Raw genomic sequence first — 14,979 nt, 5'->3', positions numbered from 1 at the left:
GCAAACCGAGCGGGGTTTTTCGTTTAAGAGCCCCGCCCGGATACGCTAAGTAATTCGGGTTGCAGGAAGGCGGCAAGTGAGCGAATCCCCAGGAGCGTACATAGGTACGTGACTGGGGTGACCAAGCGCAGCCAACGCACCAGCAACGTGAAGTACGACGCGTAAAGTCGGCCCAGAATAAAAAGGACTGGAGCATGGCAAGTTCGGGCACAACATCACAAAAAATGCGCTTCACTGGCGCACAGTTAGTCGTTCATTTACTGGAGCGTCAGGGGATCACTACGGTCAGCGGCATTCCGGGCGGCTCCATTCTTCCCATTTACGATGCATTAAGCCAAAGCACGCAGATCCGCCATATCCTGGCGCGTCACGAGCAGGGAGCGGGGTTTATCGCGCAGGGCATGGCGCGCACCGAAGGTAAACCGGCCGTGTGTATGGCATGTAGCGGCCCGGGGGCCACCAACCTGATCACCGCTATCGCCGACGCCCGCCTGGATTCGATTCCGCTGGTTTGCATTACCGGCCAGGTTCCGGCTTCGATGATCGGCACCGACGCTTTCCAGGAAGTCGACACCTACGGTATCTCTATCCCCATCACTAAGCACAACTACCTGGTGCGCAATATCGCTGAACTGCCGCAGGTGATGAGCGACGCGTTTCGCATCGCGCAGTCCGGGCGACCGGGGCCGGTGTGGATAGATATTCCTAAGGATGTTCAGTCGGCGACCATTGAGCTCGACGTCCTGCCTGAACCCGGAACCCGCATGGCGGCCCCGGAGTTCGACAGCGCCAGCGTGCGCGAAGCGGCGGCGATGATTAACGCCGCACAGCGTCCGGTACTCTATCTGGGCGGCGGGGTCATCAACGCTCCTGAGCAGATTCGTCAGTTGGCGGAGAAAGCCAATCTGCCGACCACCCTGACCTTAATGGCGCTGGGGATGCTGCCGAAAGCGCACCCGCTGTCGCTGGGCATGCTGGGGATGCACGGCGCGCGCAGTACCAACTTTATTCTTCAAGAGGCTGATTTACTGATTGTTTTAGGTGCGCGTTTTGATGACCGGGCGATTGGTAAAACCGAGCAGTTCTGCCCGAACGCGAAGATTATTCATGTCGATATCGACCGCTCAGAGCTGGGTAAAATCAAGCAGCCGCACGTGGCGATCCAGGGCGACGTTGCCGAGGTGCTGGCTCAGTTGATCCCACAGGTCGAGGCGCAGCCGCGCAGCGAATGGCTGCAGCTGGTGGCGGATTTGCAGCGTGAATTCCCCTGCAACATCCCGCAGGAGAAAGACCCGCTCAGCCATTATGGTTTAATTAATGCCGTGGCCGCCTGCGTTGACGATGAAGCGATCGTGACCACTGATGTGGGCCAGCATCAAATGTGGACCGCTCAGGCTTATCCGCTGAACCGTCCGCGCCAGTGGCTGACCTCCGGCGGGTTGGGTACGATGGGCTTTGGTCTGCCCGCGGCGGTTGGCGCGGCGCTGGCGAACCCACAACGCAAGGTTATCTGCTTCTCCGGCGACGGCAGCCTGATGATGAATATTCAGGAGATGGCGACGGCGGCGGAAAATCAGCTGGATGTGAAAATCATTCTGATGAATAACGAAGCGCTGGGATTGGTGCATCAGCAGCAGAGCATGTTCTATAAGCAGGGCGTGTTTGCCGCCACCTATCCGGGAATGATCAACTTTATGCAGATCGCCGCTGGTTTCGGTTTGCAAACCTGTGATTTAAATAACGAAGCCGACCCGCAGGCGGCGCTGCAAGCGATTATCGACCGCCCAGGCCCGGCGCTGATCCACGTGCGTATCGATGCCGAAGAAAAAGTGTATCCAATGGTACCGCCGGGTGCGGCCAATACTGAAATGGTGGGGGAATAAGCCATGCAACAACCGACTCATGAAAACGTTATTCTACAGCTCACCGTGCGCAACCATCCCGGCGTCATGACCCACGTTTGCGGCCTGTTTGCCCGCCGCGCCTTCAACGTGGAAGGCATTCTTTGCCTGCCGATTCAGGACAGCAATCAGAGCCGCATCTGGCTGCTGGTCAATGACGATCAGCGCCTTGGGCAGATGATTAGCCAGATTGAAAAGCTGGAAGATGTCGAGAAAGTGGTGCGCAACCAGTCTGACCCATCCATGTTCAGCAAAATTGCCGTCTTTTTTGAGTAACTAGTCTTCCCGGCGGGAATATTCTTGCCGGGAAGTAAAATCTGCTCTGAGTTTATTCAGAGCAGATTTTTCTGTACTCATCTAAAGATGAAGCTTTAGATTTCATGTCCATATCATCAGGCCATTTCACCTTGCGCCCGTAAATGCCCACGTTGGTATTGATAGTCATGTCTAACGCATCATCTTTGAAGTTCATGTAATTATTGATCCATAGCCACAGCTTGTAGTTAGGCATAAACAGCGCGTCCGTACCTGCGTCGGTCGATATCAGGTTAAAGGAATCGATCATCGTGGTGCTGATGCTGGAGTCATAAACGACACAGCGAATTGTGGAGTATGAGGAGTGCTTATTGCGTGAATATATACTGATGGCTTGTATCTGGCTCCAGTCATACTCTTTGCATTCGGGTTTAGTTCGCTTATAAAAAGGATAGTGCCACCAGAAAGTATAGGTGAATTTATAAGCAATACTATACATAACGTAATCGTAAACATAAACATAAACCTTGCCGGTTTTTCTATTGAAGCGAACCGGATAGTGTCGGGGGGCGAAGATAAAATAATTTACGAGAGCTGCGAAAACAAAAGTCATGAAAAATATAATAAAAAATGCAAAATGCAGCAAAAGCTGATCGTCTGCCCTGGAATTCCAGGTTTCAATATATCGCTCAAAATTGAATGCTGTGTCATATAAGAAAAACAACACAGCACCAAAGCATAAAATAACCACAGGTAAGAAAAGTACAATACCCAGGATGTTCATCCCATAAAATGAAGTGTAGTTACGTGTTATCTCGCAGTAGTCATCATTGACATAAGCTAACTTCCCGCTGTGCGATAGTCTATCCGTTTTACTCTGCGTTGTTTTATTTAGCTTATTGAGCAAGTGCTCGTCGATCGTTTGCTTTGCTAAGTGAGGTCGTTGATGCATATATATTCCCTTGCTGATTTTACAGGGACAATATCATTTAGGTTACTTCCTGTACATAATGAATGCGGTGAGCTCAAGCAGGAATAACATCAATATATTATGGGTGTGAATAATTTTCAGCATTAGAATGCGATTATGCTAATAAAATATAAAAATTAAATATCGTTCCCGCCGTTGCGAATGACTTGCTGGCAACTCAATCCATCGTGCCATCAAGGCGGCAAGTCTGCGCAGAGGCAGCTTGAAGGATGAAGTGTATACCGTTAAGGTAAGCGCGTTTTTTAACCCGCCAGGAATCGCCATGACCACTATCGCCCTTATTGACGATCATCTTATCGTCCGCTCCGGCTTTGCCCAACTGCTGGGGCTGGAAGCCGATTTTCAGGTCGTCGCCGAATTTGGTTCCGGTCGAGAGGCGCTGGCGGGACTGCCCGGTCGCGGCGTGCAGGTCTGCATCTGCGATATCTCGATGCCGGATATCTCCGGGCTTGAGCTGCTGAGCCAATTACCGAAAGGGATGGCTGTCGTCATGCTGTCGGTCCACGACAGCCCGGCGCTGGTGGAACAGGCGCTGAACGCCGGTGCGCGCGGCTTTCTCTCCAAGCGTTGCAGTCCGGATGAGCTAATTGCCGCCGTGCGCACGGTGGCGGCAGGCGGCTGCTACCTGACGCCGGATATCGCCATAAAGCTGGCGGCCGGGCGGCGGGACCCGCTCACCAAACGCGAACGCGAAGTGGCGGAAAAGCTGGCGCAGGGGATGGCGGTAAAAGAGATTGCCGCCGATCTGGGGCTGTCGCCGAAAACCGTTCACGTCCATCGCGCTAATCTGCTGGAAAAACTCGGCGTCAGCAACGACGTTGAGCTGGCGCGCCGGATGTTCGATAGCTGGCAATGAAAGCGATTCTCTCCCGACTGCTCTCGGTAATCGGCTGTTTCTTTATCTTCTCCGCCGCCTGGTTCTGCCTGTGGAGCATCAGCCTGCACCTGGTGGAGCGCCCCGACCTTGCGGTATTGCTATTTCCCTTCGGCCTGCGTCTTGGCCTGATGCTGCAATGCCCGCGCGGCTACTGGCCGGTATTGCTGGGCGCGGAGTGGCTGCTTCTCTTCTGGCTGGCGCAGGAAGTGGAACTGGCGCATCCGATAATATTGATGACCGGAAGCCTGCTGACCCTGCTGCCGGTGGCGCTGATCTCGCGCTATCGCCACCAGCGTGACTGGCTGACCTTGTTGCGCCAGGGCGCAGCGCTTATCGCCGCCGCGCTGTTGCAATCGCTGCCGTGGCTGGCGGAAGGCAAAGAGGGGCTGAATGCGCTGCTGCTGACCCTGACCGGCGGCCTGACGCTGGCCCCGACCTGCCTGGTTATCTGGCACTATCTCACCAGCACCGTCTGGCGGCCGCTGGGGCCATCGCTGGTTTCGCAGCCGGTGAACTGGCGCGGGCGGCACCTTATCTGGTATCTGCTGCTGTTTACCATCAGCCTCTGGTTACAGCTCGGGCTGCCTGCCGAACTCTCGCGTTTTACCCCCTTCTGCCTGGCGCTGCCGATCATCGCTCTCGCCTGGCACTACGGCTGGCAGGGCGCGCTGATTGCGACATTGATGAACGCCATCGCGCTGATTGCCAGCCAGACCTGGCACGATCACCCGGTAGATTTACTGCTTTCGCTGCTGGCGCAAAGCCTGATGGGGCTGCTGTTGGGGGCCGGAATTCAGCGGCTGCGCGAGCTGAATCAATCTCTACAAAGTGAGCTGGTGCGCAACCAGCGGCTGGCGGAGCGCCTGCTGGAAACCGAAGAGAGCGTGCGCCGTGAGGTGGCCCGCGAGCTGCACGATGATATCGGCCAGACAATCACCGCGATTCGCACCCAGGCAGGGATTGTGCAGCGGCTTGCACCGGACAGCGCCAGCGTCCGGCAAAGCGGCCAGTTAATTGAGCAGCTCTCACTCGGCGTCTACGACTCAGTACGCCGTCTGCTGGGCCGCCTGCGCCCGCGTCAATTGGATGACCTGACGCTTGAACAGGCGGTACGTTCGCTGATGCGTGAAATGGAGCTGGAGGATCGCGGTATGGTCAGCCACCTGGAGTGGTGCATTGATGAATCGCTGCTGAGTGAAAACCAGCGCGTCACCCTGTTCCGCGTTTGCCAGGAGGGGCTGAATAATATCGTCAAGCATGCCTGCGCCAGCGCCGTCACGCTACAAGGCTGGCAGCAGGACCAGCGGCTGATGCTGGTTCTGGAGGATGACGGCTGCGGCCTGCCCCCTGGCTCCGGCCAGCAGGGCTTCGGCCTTACCGGCATGCGCGAGCGCGTGACGGCGCTGGGCGGTAGCTTAACCATCTCCTGCACCCACGGCACCCGCGTTTGCGTCAGCCTGCCGTTGCGTTACGCCTGAGGAATGATGATGTTTGCCTTTTTAAAATCCCCGCCGGACGCTCAACCGATAGCCGATAAACAGGCGCTGGACGAGCGCTATCGATACTGGCGTCGGCATATTTTACTGACCATCTGGCTGGGCTACGCGCTGTTTTACTTCACCCGTAAAAGCTTCAACGCCGCCGTGCCGGAAATCCTTGCCAGCAACGTGCTGACGCGCAGCGACATCGGCCTGTTGGCAACGCTGTTTTACATCACCTACGGCCTGTCGAAATTTTTCTCCGGTATCGTCAGCGACCGCTCTAACGCCCGCTATTTTATGGGCATCGGCCTGGTGGCTACCGGCGTCGTAAATATTCTGTTCGGCTTCTCCACTTCGCTGTGGGCCTTCGCGCTGCTGTGGGCGCTGAACGCCTTTTTTCAGGGCTGGGGTTCGCCGGTATGCGCCCGCCTGTTGACGGCCTGGTATTCGCGCACCGAACGCGGCGGCTGGTGGGCGCTGTGGAATACGGCGCATAACGTTGGCGGAGCGCTGATCCCGATGGTGGTTGGCGCTGCGGCGCTGCACTACGGCTGGCGAACGGGGATGATGATTGCCGGGATGCTGGCAATCTTCGCCGGACTGTTCCTCTGCTGGCGGCTGCGCGATCGGCCGCAGGCTGTAGGACTACCGGCGGTGGGCGACTGGCGGCACGATGAGTTGGAGATTGCCCAGCAGCAGGAAGGTGCGGGGCTGACCCGCAAGGAGATCCTCACCAAATACGTGCTGCTGAACCCCTATATCTGGCTGCTCTCCCTGTGCTACGTGCTGGTGTACGTGGTGCGGGCGGCGATTAACGACTGGGGCAACCTGTATATGTCAGAGACCCTCGGCGTCGATCTGGTGACTGCCAACTCGGCGGTGACCATGTTCGAGCTGGGCGGGTTTATCGGCGCACTGGTGGCTGGCTGGGGCTCAGATAAGTTGTTTAACGGCAATCGCGGGCCGATGAACCTGATTTTCGCCGCCGGAATTTTACTCTCCGTCGGCGGTCTGTGGCTGATGCCATTTGCCAGTTACGTAATGCAGGCAGCCTGCTTCTTTACCACCGGTTTCTTCGTTTTTGGCCCGCAAATGCTGATCGGCATGGCGGCAGCGGAGTGCTCGCACAAAGAAGCGGCGGGTGCAGCAACCGGCTTTGTGGGTCTGTTTGCCTACCTTGGCGCATCGCTCTCCGGCTGGCCGCTGGCGCAGGTGATGGAGATCTGGCACTGGACCGGATTCTTTGTGGTGATTGCCATTGCGGCAGGTATTTCTGCCTTGCTGTTGCTGCCGTTTTTAAACGCCCAGGCACCGCGCGAAGCGTGACCGACTTCACCTTTCTCAGTCGAATGGCGTAAAACTAAGAAATTTTCCCGGTTTCGCCTGGACGCTGTCTCAGGCGTGTCTCCTGGCTGATTTTTACAATGCCTGCCATTCGCAGGTATAAAAATTAGCTCGGGAGTGTCAAATGCTGGCCTTTCTAAACCAGGTGCGCAAGCCGACCCTGGATCTGCCGCTCGAAGCGCGGCGCAAAATGTGGTTCAAACCGTTCATGCAGTCGTACCTGGTGGTTTTCATCGGCTACCTGACCATGTACCTGATCCGCAAGAACTTTAACATTGCGCAGAACGACATGATCTCCACCTACGGGTTGAGCATGACGCAGTTGGGGATGATTGGCCTCGGCTTCTCCATCACCTACGGTGTAGGTAAAACGCTGGTCTCCTACTACGCCGACGGCAAGAACACCAAGCAGTTCCTGCCGTTTATGCTGATCCTCTCCGCCATCTGTATGCTCGGCTTCAGCGCCAGCATGGGCGCGGGGTCGACCAGCCTGTTCCTGATGATTGCTTTCTACGCCCTGAGCGGCTTCTTCCAGAGCACCGGCGGTTCGTGCAGCTATTCGACCATTACTAAGTGGACGCCTCGGCGTAAGCGCGGCACCTTCCTTGGCTTCTGGAATATCTCCCACAACCTCGGCGGCGCGGGCGCGGCGGGCGTGGCGCTGTTTGGTGCCAACTACCTGTTCGACGGTCACGTCATCGGTATGTTTATCTTCCCGTCGATCATCGCGCTGATTGTGGGTTTTATCGGCCTGCGCTTTGGCAGCGACTCCCCGGAATCCTACGGCCTCGGCAACGCTGAAGAGCTGTTTGGCGAAGAGATCAGCGAAGAAGACAAAGAGACAGAAGAGAACGCCATGACCAAGTGGCAGATCTTCGTCGAGTACGTGCTGAAGAACAAAGTTATCTGGCTGCTGTGCTTCTCCAACATCTTCCTGTACGTGGTGCGCATCGGTATTGACCAGTGGTCTACCGTTTATGCTTTCCAGGAGTTGAAGCTTTCTAAAGAAGTGGCGATTCAGGGCTTTACCCTGTTTGAGGTGGGCGCGCTGGTCGGCACGCTGCTGTGGGGTTGGTTGTCGGATCTGGCGAACGGACGTCGCGCGCTGGTGGCCTGCGTCGCGCTGGCGCTGATTATCGCCACGCTTGGCGTTTATCAGCACGCCAGCAACCAGTACGTCTACCTGGCATCGCTGTTTGCGCTTGGCTTCCTGGTGTTTGGCCCGCAGCTACTGATCGGCGTTGCCGCCGTGGGCTTTGTGCCGAAAAAAGCCATTGGCGCTGCCGATGGGATTAAAGGTACCTTCGCCTATCTGATCGGCGACAGCTTTGCCAAACTGGGCCTCGGGATGATTGCCGACGGTACGCCGATTTTCGGCCTCACCGGCTGGGCGGGCACCTTTGCCGCTCTGGATGCGGCGGCGATTGCTTGTATCTGCCTGATGGCTATCGTCGCGGTCTTTGAAGAACGTAAAATCCGCCGCCAGAAAAAGACACAAACTTTGCAGACTGCCTGAGTCATTGGGTGTGAGTCACTTTGCCCGGCCTTTGCGCCGGGCTTGTTTATGCTTCCTGCTGGGCCGTCTGGTGCAACAGCTCCCGCAGCCACTGCTGCGCCGGGTCGCGATGGCTGCGTTCGTGCCAGGCCATGCTTTTGGTAAAACCGGGTATCGCCAACGGCGGCGGCGAGATTTTCATCCCTGATGCCATCTTCGCCAGCCGACGCGGCACCACGGCTATCATATCGCTGACCGCCAGCACCTCCGGCAGAACCAGAAAACTGCTCACCGACAGCCCAACTCGCCGGGAACAACCCAGCGTCGCCAGCGCGTCATCGGTCACGCCGCGAAAACTATCGCCCTGCCAGGAGACCAGCACATGCTCCAGCTCGCAGAATAAATCCAGGGTCAGCGGCGCGGCAGCCTGCGGGTGATCCGCGCGCATCAGGCACACGTACTCCTCCTGATACAGCGCCCGGCTGTGCAGATCCGGCGGCGTAGAGTGCGGAGTCAGCAGCGCGATATCCACTTCGCCGCGCTCGGTCTGGGCGAACAGTGTGGTAGGCGATTCCGGAATAATGCGCACACGGATGCCCGGCGCCAGCGGCTTCAGAGCCGCGATAAACGGCACGATCACCGCTTTCAGCGCATAGTCGGTGGCGGCGATAGTCCAGGTGAAATCGGCATTGAGCGGTTCGAAAACGGCGGGCTGCAGCAGGGCTTCGGCATCGGTCAGCAGCTGTTTGACCGGCGAGGCCAGCGCCTGAGCGCGCAGGGTCGGCACCATCCCGTGCGGGGCGCGAATAAAGAGCGGGTCGTTAAAGGCTTCGCGCAGCCGGGTCAGCATGCCGCTCACCGCCGGTTGGGTGAGCGAAAGCCGCGTCGCCGCCCGGGTGACGCTGCGTTCATCGAGCAGCGCATCCAGCGTTTTCAGCAGGTTAAGATCGAGGTTTCTGATATCAGCTTTCATGATAGCTATCCGCAGCCGCGATAAGTCACATTATGGTACGTCCGACGGTCGACAGCAGGCAAATTCCCATTATGATAGTGGATCTGAGGGATACCCTAAATAATTCATGTTGCAGAAAGGCGGCAAGGGAGCGAATCCTCAGGAGCATAGATAACTATGTGACTGAGGTGAACGAGCGTAGCCAACGCATCTGCAGCTTGAAGTATGACGGGTATGAAATGAGAGGATGCATGATCTGGTTAGGACTGGCCACGCTGATAGTGGTATTTGTTGTGGGATTTCGGGTGCTTACCTCTGATTCACGCCGTGCAATTCGCCGTCTGAGCGAACGATTAGGGATTACGCCGGTGCCGCTGGAATCGATGATCGATCAGCTTGGAAAAACCGCCGGTCACGAGTATCTGCGCTATCTTGAGCGGCCTAATGAAGCGCATCTGCAAAATGCCGCTCAGGTGCTGCTTATCTGGCAGGTGGGGATCGTTGATGGCAGCGAGCAGAACCTGCACTACTGGTATCGGTTGATGCAAAAGGCCCGCCTTGCGGCACCGATTACCGAAGCGCAAATCCGCCTCGCGCAAGGTTTCCTCCGCGAGCTGGAGCCGGAAATTAGCGAGCTGCACGCTCTGCAAGAACGCTATAACACGCTGTTTTTACCGGAAGATGGCGTCCACTGGCTACACTGATATCACTATCTGTAATGATGTTTATAAAAGATGGTGATTCGATTTATATCACTCTCCGTCGCATAGTTGACCTCGTTAAAACACACACTGACGAGGTCCACCATGCAACAGCCATCGCAACAAAGCGCCATCATCTGGCCGCAAGATTACCTGCCGGGCACCACCGATAACTTCGCTTCCAACGAAATCATCGTCAGCGGCCTGACGGCGGCACAAATCTGGGCGCAGCTTGACGATACCACCCTGTGGCCGGGCTACTACAGCAACGTCGCCGATATCCGTTTTCACGACGGCAGCGGCCCGAAGCTGAGCGCCAACGCCCGCTTTCGTTTCTCCACTTTCGGCTTCCCGATTGAAGCACAGGTCACCGAGTACGTTCCACCGGTCGCCGGACAAGCAGCGCGCGTGGCCTGGCACGGCTGGGCGGAAGGCGATGAGACTACGCGCCTCGACGTGATCCACGCCTGGCTGTTTGAGGATTTACCCGGCGGGCGGGTGCGTATTTTGACCCAGGAGTCACAGAAAGGCGTACCGGCGCAGGAGTTGGCGCGAACCGTACCCAATCCGATGATAAACGGCCATCAGGAGTGGATTTGCGGTCTGGCGACGGCGGCGCATAAGGCTAAATAATCGATAGTGGCCCGGAGTAATCTATTACGCCAGTACCTCTAGCCCATGTTTTTGCACGATGTTGAGTAATTTCAGCGCCAGCCCACCGGGGCGTTTTGCCCCGCTTTCCCATTTTTGGATCGTGGAAACGCTGGTGTTCAGATAGCGCGCAAAAACGGGCTGGCTGACGTTGAAATGCTCCCGCAGAGCCTTAATTTCACCAGGTTGAAGATCGCTTACGTTGCTGAGACAGGCTTCATCGAAGCTGCGCATTGTCTCCTGTGGAATGGCATCAACACTGTACAAACCCGCAGCAGCGCTATGGATAGCTTCAAAAGCTGGGCTTTTGAATTTAGTTTTTGCAATCATGACAAATCTCCACCAATTCTTTTCGCTTAACCAATGCGGCCATTTTCTCCTCGCTGAGAAGGGAATAATGCCTGGCTAACTCACGGAATGCCGCTAGCTCTCGATTATCGATATTGGCGATATCCTGTTTGGCGTATAAAAACGTGTAAAACCAATGCTCAGCCCCCTTTGCCAGGATAATTGCGCGATCGCGATTCTTATTGAGGCGTTTTTTGTAAACCCCGCCACCAAGGTTATCTGCTTTTCCCTGAATGGTTGCCTCAATCGCTGTACATAATTCATCATCATCAATCGCATGGGTTCGGGCTTCCCTGGTAAACCATTTAGTTTTGAAAACACGCATCGGCTGACATCCTGTAACCTTAAATATAGCACCAGGTGCTATAATATTTCTTCCTCTTACTCTTCTTAAATACCTAAAAACACGTTTTTCTGATTATGCGAGCAGCCACGCAAGCGCTTTGAAAAGCCTGAAAAGTTGTCAAAACGTTAAATTCGTCACATTTAAAATGTTACACTGCGCGGCTTCTCCGTATTCAACCCTGCAGGTAACTTATGACTCCTTCGAATGCATCCACGCCACACGCTAGCCCGGCAGCGCGGCCAAACTGGTCGGCGGTCTTCGCGGTGGCCTTCTGCGTTGCCTGCCTGATTACCGTTGAGTTCCTGCCGGTGAGCCTGCTCACGCCGATGGCGCAGGATTTAGGTATTTCTGAAGGCGTCGCCGGGCAATCGGTCACCACCACCGCGTTCGTGGCGATGTTTGCCAGCCTGTTTATCACTTCGATTATTCGCAGCACTGACCGCCGCTATGTAGTGATTCTGTTTTCAGTCTTGCTGACAGTCTCCTGTCTGCTGGTTTCCTTTGCCAACAGCTTTGCGTTACTGCTGGTGGGACGCGCCTGCCTTGGCCTGGCGCTGGGCGGCTTTTGGGCGATGTCGGCGTCGTTGACCATGCGGCTGGTGCCGATGCGCGTAGTGCCCAAAGCGCTATCGGTGATTTTTGGTGCAGTGTCGATAGCATTAGTGATCGCTGCGCCGTTGGGCAGCTTCCTCGGCGGAATTATCGGCTGGCGTAACGTTTTTAACGCCGCGGCGGTCATGGGCGTGGTCTGTACAATTTGGGTGCTGAAGGCGCTGCCTTCGCTGCCGGGCGAGTCGTCGTCGCAGCAAAATATGCTCGGCCTGCTGAAGCGTCCCGGTGTGATGGCCGGGATGTGCGCCATCTTTATGGCCTTCGCCGGTCAGTTCGCCTTCTTTACCTATATTCGCCCGGTATATATGACCCTCGCGGGCTTTGACGTTGATGGCCTGACGCTGGTGCTGCTGAGCTTCGGTATCGCCAGCTTTGTTGGCACCTCGCTCTCTTCCATGCTGCTCAAGCGCTCGGTAAAAACGGCGCTGGCGGTTGCGCCAGTGGTGCTGGCTATCAGCGCTGCGGTGCTGGTGCTGTGGGGCGAAAGTAAAATCGTCGCATCGACGGTGGCGGTTATCTGGGGCTTTGCCTTCGCGCTGGTGCCGGTAGGCTGGTCAACGTGGATCACCCGCTCCCTTTCCGATCAGGCAGAGAAAGCCGGGTCGATTCAGGTGGCGGTGATCCAGTTGGCCAATACCTGCGGTGCGGCGGTCGGCGGCGTGGCGCTGGACCATCTCGGCCTGCTGTCGCCGCTGGTGATTTCTGGAACTTTGATGCTGCTCACCGGCCTGCTGGTGGCGACGAAAGTGCGGATTTCATCATAAATATTTGCCCCCGACGGCGCAGTGCTCGCCGGGGGATAACGTTCAATCTACCTGTTTTATCATCATAATCAGTCCCCCACCTGCCAGCGCGATAACGGCCAGAATAGGCAGGATGGGCAGGTACTGGTTACCCACCACGCTAAACAGAATCGCGCCTAATACGGGCCCCAGAATTTGCGCACCGGTATTGGCAAAATTCAGGATGCCGAGGTCTTTTGCCGAGTTTTCGGGATTAGGCAGCACCTCCAGATTCAGTGCCTGATCGACCGAAAAGAAAATCCCCGAACCAATACCCGCAATAACTCCGTACCAGATCATCGCGGCGGGCTGCCCGTAAATAAACGGGATCACCGTCCCGGCGGCAATCAGCACGGCAGCGAGAAACACCGGTTTTTTGCGAGTGCGCAGTTTGTCAGAAATCGGGCCGGAAATAGGCGCAAAGATTAGCGCGGTTATCATCGTGGCGACCCCCGCCAGGGAAATATACTTCCCGGCATCGGCGCTATTGAGCCCCATTCCGCTGGTCAGGAAAAAGAGCTGATAAACGCTAAAAGCGGTAATGGTGATAGCAATCAGCATCTTGCCAAACAGCGCCAGGTAAAAGTCGCGCGCATTGCGTACCGGAAAAATAAAGTACTGGGCAAAGTTGCTGCGGTCGATTTTTTGCCGCGGCATGCCGAGGCTGGACGGTTCTTTGATGATGACTGCCGCAATCGGGCCGGAGAGCAGCATCGCCACCGCCAGAACGTAATAACCGGTATTGACCAGCTCTGGATTACTATCGCTAAGAAAGAACCCGCCAACCACCGGGCCGCCGTACTGACCGATGATAAAACCCGCCGCATAAATAGAGGAAATTAACCCCCGGTGTTTTGGCGCGATGCGGTCAGCAATGACGGCAATCAGCGGTGCAACGACAAAGTTTATAAAGGTCTGTAATAAGCACCAGAGAAGGATAAAAACCCACAGTTGCTCTTTGGTTTCAATCATTCCCAGACCCACCATCACCAGGGCGGTCAGGACCGAACCGGATAAAATCCACGGCGTCCGGCGGCCCCAGCGGGAGCGCGTGAGGTCAGACAGCGCGCCGATAATAATGGTGGTAATCGTTGAGGTGACCGCGCCAAGAGTGCCAAGCAGAGCAAGAAAATTATTAACCTCTGAACCCCCGCCGATAATTCGACTGAGCTTGGCCGGGTTCAGAACGGAATTGAGTCCCATAAACGGAGCCAGCCACAGCAGCGCGCCGATTCCGACGGCAAGACCTAAAAGTACAGGAGGTTTCGGCTGTTTTTCATTACTGACTGACGCAGACCACCCACCCAAATTAATGGTTTTATCGGTGCTATTCGTGTTCATTAGAGTAAACCTTTTATTTTAAAGGTAGGGTATATTAAAATTCAAGTGCCGCTGGAGTTACTGCTTTTATCCGGAATAAGCTTGATATAATTATTTCTGTATCGCCGAGGGGAGACCCCGCAGTGGCGACGAAAAATTCTTGAGAAATAAAAGGCATCGTTATATCCGCTTAATTGTGCAATATCAGAGATAGACAGCACGGTATTTTGCAGCATATTTTTAGCGCGATATATCCGCTGTTCTTCTTTCCATTCATTAATGGTCTGCCCGGTCTCTTCGCGGAACAGATGAGACAGACGAGACGGCGACAAGCAGACCTGCGCGGCGAGGTCGGCGATGCTCAAATCCTCGGTGATATGCCGGTTCAGATAGAGACAGACCTCTTCCACCCTGGCATCGCGCGTTTTCTTTTGTGTATCTTCCTGTAGTCGATAACAATTCAGGATGATACGTTCAAGGACGTTCATCGATATCGCCTCTGACAGCGCGTCGCCTTCAGAAAAGAAGGTAATCGCCTCGCTGAACAGCGTCTTCATTAATTCACCATCGTGTTCACTTTTTAGCGTAAGTTTGCCTGGTTCACCCTCGCTACCTTGCCAGGTGAGCCAATTATGCCAATAAGGACGGGGAATAAAGTAAATCCAAAAGTGATCCCAGCAATCGCTGCTTTCATCTCGTCCATAATGATGCGGCACGCCGGGTGGAAAAATGAGTAAGTCATTTTTTTCGCAGGTAATGTATGTGCCTTCTTTGGTTTTTACCCACGCTTTTCCCCTCACGGTAATATTAATAATATACCCTTCCATTCCGTCCGGACGGTCTATCGGGGTATCGAGAGGACCGCTGCGGATAACCGGTGTGAATCCAGCCACCAGATACGCATCAAAGGTAAAACACATACA

At 55.5% G+C, this 14,979-nt stretch carries 15 protein-coding genes; 9 read left to right on the top strand and 6 right to left on the bottom strand.

The window, feature by feature from the left end; translation table 11 throughout:
* The first annotated feature begins 194 nt into the window (after positions 1-194).
* Together ilvB and ilvN are read left to right on the top strand one after the other, a co-directional pair.
* Positions 195-1,883 carry an acetolactate synthase large subunit gene (gene ilvB, locus HV213_RS00410; RefSeq protein WP_181484386.1) on the top strand — a complete coding sequence of 563 codons (1,689 nt, stop codon included), beginning with the start codon at positions 195-197 and terminating at the stop codon, positions 1,881-1,883.
* 3 nt (positions 1,884-1,886) lie between these two features.
* Entirely contained in the window at positions 1,887-2,177 is a 291-nt protein-coding gene (gene ilvN / locus HV213_RS00405) for an acetolactate synthase small subunit (protein WP_110275937.1), read from the top strand.
* Positions 2,178-2,229: 52 nt separating this feature from the next.
* Here the strand turns inward: ilvN and HV213_RS00400 are convergent, their stop codons facing one another.
* Complete coding sequence (locus HV213_RS00400; protein ID WP_181484385.1) at positions 2,230-3,108, bottom strand: DUF6708 domain-containing protein; 879 nt, start codon at positions 3,106-3,108, stop codon at positions 2,230-2,232.
* A 301-nt stretch (positions 3,109-3,409) separates the two neighbouring features.
* Here HV213_RS00400 and uhpA point away from each other — a divergent pair, with 301 nt between their 5' ends.
* From uhpA to uhpT, 4 genes are all read left to right on the top strand, one after another.
* Complete coding sequence (gene uhpA / locus HV213_RS00395) at positions 3,410-4,003, top strand: transcriptional regulator UhpA (protein ID WP_181484384.1); 594 nt, start codon at positions 3,410-3,412, stop codon at positions 4,001-4,003.
* 17 nt (positions 4,004-4,020) lie between these two features.
* Positions 4,021-5,502 carry a signal transduction histidine-protein kinase/phosphatase UhpB gene (uhpB, locus tag HV213_RS00390; protein ID WP_181486307.1) on the top strand — a complete coding sequence of 494 codons (1,482 nt, stop codon included), beginning with the start codon at positions 4,021-4,023 and terminating at the stop codon, positions 5,500-5,502.
* Positions 5,503-5,511: 9 nt separating this feature from the next.
* The gene (locus HV213_RS00385; protein WP_112216090.1) at positions 5,512-6,831 is read left to right on the top strand and encodes an MFS transporter; all 1,320 of its coding nucleotides are present in this window, start codon (positions 5,512-5,514) and stop codon (positions 6,829-6,831) included.
* A gap of 142 nt (positions 6,832-6,973) precedes the next feature.
* The gene (gene uhpT / locus HV213_RS00380) at positions 6,974-8,365 is read left to right on the top strand and encodes a hexose-6-phosphate:phosphate antiporter (RefSeq protein WP_110275942.1); all 1,392 of its coding nucleotides are present in this window, start codon (positions 6,974-6,976) and stop codon (positions 8,363-8,365) included.
* A gap of 46 nt (positions 8,366-8,411) precedes the next feature.
* On the opposite strand, the gene HV213_RS00375 is transcribed toward uhpT, so the two are convergent.
* Positions 8,412-9,317 carry a LysR family transcriptional regulator gene (locus tag HV213_RS00375; RefSeq protein ID WP_181484383.1) on the bottom strand — a complete coding sequence of 302 codons (906 nt, stop codon included), beginning with the start codon at positions 9,315-9,317 and terminating at the stop codon, positions 8,412-8,414.
* 230 nt (positions 9,318-9,547) lie between these two features.
* On the opposite strand from HV213_RS00375, the gene HV213_RS00370 reads away from it, so the two are divergent.
* A complete protein-coding gene (locus tag HV213_RS00370; protein ID WP_112216093.1) occupies positions 9,548-10,000 on the top strand; it encodes a DUF1198 domain-containing protein in 453 nt (150 codons plus the stop codon).
* 102 nt (positions 10,001-10,102) lie between these two features.
* A complete protein-coding gene (locus HV213_RS00365) occupies positions 10,103-10,630 on the top strand; it encodes an SRPBCC family protein (RefSeq protein WP_181484382.1) in 528 nt (175 codons plus the stop codon).
* Between the two features lie 24 nt (positions 10,631-10,654).
* Here the strand turns inward: HV213_RS00365 and HV213_RS00360 are convergent, their stop codons facing one another.
* Together HV213_RS00360 and HV213_RS00355 are read right to left on the bottom strand one after the other, a co-directional pair.
* A complete protein-coding gene (locus HV213_RS00360; protein WP_181484381.1) occupies positions 10,655-10,978 on the bottom strand; it encodes a helix-turn-helix domain-containing protein in 324 nt (107 codons plus the stop codon).
* Positions 10,962-11,321: a type II toxin-antitoxin system RelE/ParE family toxin gene (locus HV213_RS00355; protein ID WP_181484380.1), complete on the bottom strand. Its 360-nt coding sequence runs from the start codon at positions 11,319-11,321 to the stop codon at positions 10,962-10,964. Before HV213_RS00355 ends, HV213_RS00360 begins: the two co-directional genes overlap by 17 nt.
* Before the next feature lie 212 nt (positions 11,322-11,533).
* Between HV213_RS00355 and nepI the strand changes: the two genes are divergently transcribed.
* Positions 11,534-12,718 (top strand): purine ribonucleoside efflux pump NepI, encoded by a 1,185-nt coding sequence (gene nepI / locus HV213_RS00350; protein ID WP_181484379.1) that lies wholly within the window; start codon positions 11,534-11,536, stop codon positions 12,716-12,718.
* A 42-nt stretch (positions 12,719-12,760) separates the two neighbouring features.
* On the opposite strand, the gene HV213_RS00345 is transcribed toward nepI, so the two are convergent.
* On the bottom strand, positions 12,761-14,077 hold the full coding sequence (locus HV213_RS00345) for an MFS transporter (RefSeq protein WP_181484378.1): 1,317 nt from the start codon (positions 14,075-14,077) through the stop codon (positions 12,761-12,763).
* Between the two features lie 41 nt (positions 14,078-14,118).
* On the bottom strand, positions 14,119-14,976 hold the full coding sequence (gene araC, locus HV213_RS00340; protein ID WP_181484377.1) for an arabinose operon transcriptional regulator AraC: 858 nt from the start codon (positions 14,974-14,976) through the stop codon (positions 14,119-14,121).
* Positions 14,977-14,979: the final 3 nt, after the last annotated feature.

The sequence above is a fragment of the Klebsiella sp. RHBSTW-00484 genome, from assembly GCF_013705725.1.
Classification (GTDB): Bacteria; Pseudomonadota; Gammaproteobacteria; order Enterobacterales; family Enterobacteriaceae; genus Klebsiella.
The sequence above is the reverse complement of the archived record's forward strand: the minus strand, read 5'-3'. Positions and strand labels throughout refer to the sequence as shown.